The organism is Polaromonas sp. P1_E3, from assembly GCF_056405935.1.
Genome location: NZ_JBFUBD010000164.1, coordinates 1 through 6002, shown reverse-complemented (window position 1 = coordinate 6002; position 6002 = coordinate 1). Strand labels below are relative to the sequence as shown.

The 6002-nt window shown below is 63.5% G+C and carries 6 protein-coding genes; 2 read left to right on the top strand and 4 right to left on the bottom strand.

Going from position 1 to position 6002, the window contains the following annotated elements:
* A partial coding sequence (locus AC1D0Z_RS14745) for a mannitol dehydrogenase family protein (protein WP_477658975.1) occupies positions 1–482 on the top strand: 482 nt, incomplete at its 5' end.
* Positions 483–660: 178 nt separating this feature from the next.
* Entirely contained in the window at positions 661–1431 is a 771-nt protein-coding gene (locus AC1D0Z_RS14740) for a transglutaminase-like domain-containing protein (protein ID WP_477658974.1), read from the top strand.
* A gap of 30 nt (positions 1432–1461) precedes the next feature.
* On the opposite strand, the gene AC1D0Z_RS14735 is transcribed toward AC1D0Z_RS14740, so the two are convergent.
* The 4 genes from AC1D0Z_RS14735 to AC1D0Z_RS14720 all read right to left on the bottom strand — a co-directional run.
* A complete protein-coding gene (locus tag AC1D0Z_RS14735) occupies positions 1462–2217 on the bottom strand; it encodes a sulfite exporter TauE/SafE family protein (RefSeq protein WP_477658973.1) in 756 nt (251 codons plus the stop codon).
* Between the two features lies 1 nt (position 2218).
* Positions 2219–5113: an aminomethyl-transferring glycine dehydrogenase gene (gene gcvP, locus AC1D0Z_RS14730; RefSeq protein WP_477658972.1), complete on the bottom strand. Its 2895-nt coding sequence runs from the start codon at positions 5111–5113 to the stop codon at positions 2219–2221.
* Between the two features lie 63 nt (positions 5114–5176).
* Complete coding sequence (gcvH, locus tag AC1D0Z_RS14725; protein WP_477658971.1) at positions 5177–5542, bottom strand: glycine cleavage system protein GcvH; 366 nt, start codon at positions 5540–5542, stop codon at positions 5177–5179.
* 60 nt (positions 5543–5602) lie between these two features.
* On the bottom strand, positions 5603–6002 hold a 400-nt coding region (locus AC1D0Z_RS14720), incomplete at its 5' end, for a glycine cleavage T C-terminal barrel domain-containing protein (RefSeq protein ID WP_477658970.1).

Genomic DNA, 6002 nt, shown 5'->3' with positions numbered 1-6002 from the left:
CCTATGCACTGTGGGCCATCGAACGCCAGCCGCGTATGGTGCTTCCTTGCAGCCATCCGGCCATGGTGGTAACGGATGTACTGGCCCCCTTCGAGCAACGCAAGCTCTGGCTGCTGAACCTGGGTCACACCCTATTGGCCGAACGCTGGCAGCTGATGGGCGGTGCTGCGGACATGACCGTGGTGCAGGCCATGCAGACCCCGGCGCTGCGCACCCTGCTGGAAGCCGTATGGGCCGACGAGGTGCTGCCGGTATTTGACGCCGAGGGCACAGGCGCCGAGGCCCGCGCCTACCTGGTGGAGTTGCGCGATCGTCTGCTTAACCCGTTCCTGGCACACCGTCTGGCCGACATTGCCAAGGACCACGCGCAGAAGAAGCTGCGCCGCCTGGCACCCGTGGTGGAGCGCGCTGCGGCGCTGCAACTGCCCATCGCACAGACCCAGCTGCGCAACGCGTTAGGCGAAACCGGAGGCTTGGGGTGATGGGCTAAAGGCCTTGGAATACATGTTGCGACGCAACATTCAACACCGCGATCCGTGCCCGCCTTCTCCCGGAGCAACAAGGAGCCAACTTCTCCGTGCCCGAATGTGGAACTGAAAATCGCCACAATTGCGCCTTCGGGGTTACGATGCGTGAACCATTCACTCCGTCAGTGGTTCCATGGTGGCACTAGCCGCACAACTCGACTCGCCCCGCCGGCTGCATAAAGGGCTCAGCGATCGGCCGCAGGACTGGCTTGGCACCACGCCGCTGCTGGACCTGGACGATACCAAGCTGCGCCTGAAGGCTCGCTCGATTGTCCAGCTGTGCCGCACCGAGCGCGACAAAGCATTGGCCATCTATCGCTTCGTCAAGCGCCTGCCTTATACCAAGCGAGTCAAGCTGCACTACCCGACGGCCCGCGACGTACTCGAGGCGCGCGGGGGCGACGGTGATGACAAGGTGACGCTGCTGATTGCGCTGATGCGCTCTGCCGGCATCCCGGCGCGGGTGCGCTACATGGAGATGCGCGGCGAGATGCTGCGCGGCCTGATCCCGAGAGCCACGCCCGCGGCGCGCCCGCTGGCGGAGTTCTGGCTGGGCCGTTGGGTGCGCACCGACACCTATATTTTCGATGCCGAATACGTGGCTGCGGCGCTCGAACGCCTGAAAGCGAACGGCTGGGATTGCGGCTGGGGTATCCATATCAATGCCCAGCTTCTGTGGGACGGAAAGAACGACGCCTTCCTCGGCGGTGTGCCTACCGAGCAGGACCCCATGCTCACGCGGCTTCTGTGCGTGGTGAGTGACCCCCTGGAACTGGTGTCGGCATCCCTGCGCGCCAACGGGCTGCGTTACCGCCGGTCGCTGCGGGCGTTGCAATGGAATGCGCTGGCTCCGACCATGATGCGGGCTATTCGCGAGCTGCGGGCTGGTTCCCGTTTTTATTGAAATGCGCCGCGAGGCAATCGGCTTGCGGGCCTAGCCCATCCGCCCTAACAAGCCCGGCACGGAGGACGCCAGCATCGCCAGGCCCGAGCAGGTCAGCAGGCTCAGCACCAGCCTGCGAAAAGCCAGGTCACTGATGCCTGTGTAGACCCGCCCGCCCAGCCAGGCGGGAATGAGCGCAGCAGGTGCCACGATGGCCAGCATGGGAAGGGTCTCGCGGGTGACCAGGCCGGCGGCGCCGTAGCTCGCCATGGTGACGGTCAGCACGGCCAGGTTGAAGTTCTGGATGACGGCACGCTGGGCACCTTTCTCATAACCCCGCAGCGTGCACCACAGCGTCGGAATCACGCCGCTGAAACCGCCCAGCGCACCCATGAAACCGCCGGCAATGCCGATGGTTCCGTCGGCGACACGGCCGCCGTGATGAATGCGCGGTAGCTTGCCCGAAAAAAGCATGGCCGGACACCATAGCGCCAGCAGTGCGCCGAGAAACAGCTTGAACAGCTGGACGTCAAGTTGCGGCAACAACAGGAGGCCCAGCGGAAGTCCCAGCAGGCCGCCGGCCAGAAATGGCAGCAGGCGCTTCCAGTCATTGGTGCGGCTGACCGTGAAGGCCGCCATGACCTGGCCTGTCAGCCCACCGAACACCGCCATGACAGCCGCCAGCTTCGGGTCTATAGCCCAAGCCCAGAAAGACATGGCCACCAGGCTGAAGCCAAAGCCGGACAGGCCCTGGACAAACCCTGCCGCCGCCGCGCCCGCGATGATCAGGACGAGCTGCGTGTCCAAATCAGGCGTAGTCACTCACTGGCACGCAGCTGCAAAACAGGTTGCGGTCGCCGTAGACGTTGTCGACCCGGCCCACCGGTGGCCAGTACTTCACCTGCTTGAGCGAAGCCAGCGGGAAGGCCCCGGTCTCGCGCGAATAGGGGCGGTCCCAGTCGGCGCCCATGAGGCTGGCTGCCGTGTGCGGCGCATGCTTGAGCGGATTGTTGTCCTGCGGCCATTGCCCGGCTTCGACTTTGCGAATCTCTTCGCGGATGGCGATCATCGCGTCGATAAAACGGTCCAGCTCGGCCAGGGTTTCGCTTTCGGTGGGCTCGACCATCAAGGTGCCGGGCACAGGGAAACTCAATGTGGGCGCGTGAAAGCCATAGTCCATCAGGCGCTTGGCCACGTCTTCGGCGGTAACACCGCTGGTCTCTTTCAGCGGGCGCAGATCGAGAATGCACTCGTGGGCCACATGACCGTTTTCGCTGGCGTACAGCGTGGGGTAGTGGTCCTTCAGGCGCGAGCTGATGTAGTTGGCGCTCAGGATGGCGACTTCAGTCGCCTGCGTGAGGCCTTCGGGGCCCATCATGCGGCAGTACATCCAGCTGATGGGCAACACAGCGGCATTGCCGAGCGGTGCAGCTGATACAGCTCYCACGCCGTTGACGGGAATACCCGCCGTCGCATGGCCGGGCAGGTAAGGTACCAGGTCGGCCACGACACAGACGGGGCCCACGCCCGGGCCGCCGCCGCCGTGCGGAATGCAGAAAGTCTTGTGCAGGTTCAGGTGGCTCACGTCGCCGCCGAATTCGCCCGGTGCGGCCACGCCTACCAGGGCGTTCATGTTGGCGCCGTCCACGTAGACGCGGCCGCCGTGGCTGTGCACCATCGCGCAGAGTTCTTTCACCTGTGTTTCAAACACCCCGTGCGTGCTGGGGTAGGTAATCATCACGCAGGCCAGGTTGGCGCTGTGCTGCTCGCACTTGGCCTTCAGGTCGGCCATGTCGACATTGCCCTGCGCATCGCAAGCCGTGACGACGACGGTCATGCCCACCATCTGTGCGCTCGCCGGGTTGGTGCCGTGCGCCGACGAAGGGATGAGGCAGATGTTGCGGTGACCCTGGCCTTTGGCTTCATGAAAGGCCTTGATCACCAGCAGGCCCGCGTATTCACCTTGCGAGCCGGCGTTGGGTTGCAGGCTGATGCCCGCATAGCCTGTAGCCTGGCACAGCCAGTCGCGCAGCTGCTTGTCGAGTTCGGCGTAGCCTTGCAGCTGGTCGGCAGGGGCAAACGGGTGGATGTTGGCGAACTCCGGCCAGGTGATGGGAATCATCTCGCTGGTTGCGTTGAGCTTCATGGTGCAGCTGCCCAGCGGGATCATGCTGCGGTCAAGGGCCAGGTCTTTGTCGCTCAGCATGCGGATGTAGCGCAGCATGCCGGTTTCGGAATGATGCGTGTTGAACACCGGGTGCGACAGGAAGGCGCTGGTGCGGCGCAGGCCGGCGGGGATCAACGAATCAATGCCCTTTTCAAACGCACTGACCACGGGCACGGTCTGGCCGGGTTTGGCGAAGAAGGACCACAGCAGTTCGATGTCCTTGCGGCTGGTGGTTTCGTCCAGCGACACGCCCAGGTGGTTGTTCAAGCGAAAACGCAGGTTGGCGCCCGCCAAACGTGCGCGGTCAGCTATCAAATTGGTAGCGTCACCGGTTTTCACCGTGACGGAGTCGAAGGCGCCCGTGTTGGTGATTTCATAACCCAGCTCTTTGAGGCCCTGCACAAAGATGGCCGTGTAGGCTGCCACACGCTCGGCGATGCGCTTGAGGCCTTGCGGGCCATGGTAGACCGCATACATGCTGGCGATGACGGCCGGCAACACCTGCGCGGTACAAATGTTGGACGTAGCCTTTTCACGGCGAATGTGCTGCTCGCGGGTTTGCAGCGCCAGGCGGTAGGTTGGGTTGCCATGGCTGTCGATGGTGACACCGACCAGGCGGCCCGGCAGCGAGCGCTTGAATTCGTCGCGGCAGGCAAGGTAAGCGGCGTGCGGTCCGCCGTTGCCCATGGGCATGCCAAAGCGCTGGGTGTTCCCCAGCACGATGTCGGCGTCCCATTCGCCGGGTGGTGTGAGCAGGGTCAGTGCCAGCAGGTCGGCCGCGACGCACAGGGCCGCGCCGTCGACATGCGCCTGCCCAGCCAGCGGCCGGAGGTCATGGATGCTGCCGGTGGTGGCGGGGTACTGCGCCAGCACGCCGAAGTAATTGCCCTCGGCCATCAGCTGCGGCACCGTGATGGCCGCGGTGCTGACTTTCACCTCAATGCCCAGCGGTTTGGCGCGGGTCTGGATGACTTCAATGGTTTGCGGATGGCAGTCGCCCGCAACGATGAAGACGTTGCTCTTGCTTTTCACGCTGCGCTTGGCCAGGGTCATGGCTTCGGCGGCGGCAGTGGCTTCGTCGAGCATGGAGGCATTGGCGATCGGCATGCCGGTCAGGTCGCACACCATGGTCTGGAAGTTGATCAGCGCTTCCATGCGGCCTTGCGAGATCTCGGCCTGGTAGGGCGTGTAGGCTGTGTACCAGGCGGGGTTTTCGAGGATGTTGCGCAGGATCACGCCCGGCGTGCAGGTGCCGTAGTAGCCCTGGCCGATGAAGTTCTTGAACACCTGGTTCTTGGCCGCAATGGCCTTGAGCTGTTTGAGCGCTGCCGCCTCAGTGACGGGGGCCGGAATGGCCATGGCGGTGCTGCGTGCAATCGAGCGCGGAACAATGCCTTCGACCAGCGCGCGGCGCGAAGCCGAGCCCACGATGCTGAGCATGTGTACTTCGTCGGCTTCGTCAATGCCGATGTGGCGGGCAATGAATTCGGCAGGGTTTTCAAGGTCGCCCAGGGGCTTGGCGGTTTGCATCAACATGTCGGGTCCCGTGTCAGGCTTGGCAGCCAGGAGTCAAAAAATCGGTCGGTAGTTAGTGAAAGCTCAGGCAGCAAACGCGCTGTAGCGGGTCTCGTCCATCAGCGCTTCGAGCTGAGAAGGGTCAGATAACTTGATCTTGAAGAACCAGCCGGCGCCCATGGGGTCGCTGTTGGCCAGCGATGGGTCGTCTTTCAGAGCTTCGTTGATTTCGGTGACTTCACCGCTGACGGGCATGTACACGTCGGCGGCGGCCTTGACGGATTCCACAACGCCAGCGGTTTCTTTCTGGGCAAAGGTGGCGCCGACAGCGGGCAAGTCCACAAACACCACATCACCCAGCGCATCTTGTGCATGCACGGTAATGCCGACGGTGGCGGTATCGCCTTCAATCTTGAGCCATTCGTGGTCTTCGGTGTATTTGACGGTCATGAGGTTCTCCAGGGGTTGAGAGGATTAAACGGTTGCTTGAAACGGATGCTTGGGTGAGGGCTAACCGCGGTAGTAGCGATTGGGAACGAAAGGCATGGCGGCAACTTCCATGGGCACAGCCTTGCCGCGCACGATGGCGTTCACACGCGTGCCCAGCGCGGCAAATTCTGGTTTGACGTAGCCCATCGCGACCGGTTGGTTGATCGTGGGGCCCAGCAGGCCGCTGGTGACTTCGCCGATGACCGAGCCATCGGTGCTTTGCAGTTCGGTGTGGTCGCGCACGGGTACACGCTCCAGCGCCACCAGGCCGACGCGCTTGCGGGTCAGCAGGGCGGGGTCGGCCAGTTGTGCCAGGATTTTGTCCGCACCGGGGAAGCCGCCGGCACGTGCGCCACCGGTCCGGCGGATTTTCTGCATGGCCCAGTTGAGGTTGGCTTCTACGGGGGTGGTGGTGGTGTCG

What these genes read in the sequence shown, in the direction of transcription:
- gcvH (WP_477658971.1), bottom strand. Translation starts at nt 5,542, where the DNA reads ATGACCGTCAAATACACCGAAGACCACGAATGGCTCAAGATTGAAGGC.
- AC1D0Z_RS14740 (WP_477658974.1), top strand. Translation starts at nt 661, where the DNA reads ATGGTGGCACTAGCCGCACAACTCGACTCGCCCCGCCGGCTGCATAAA.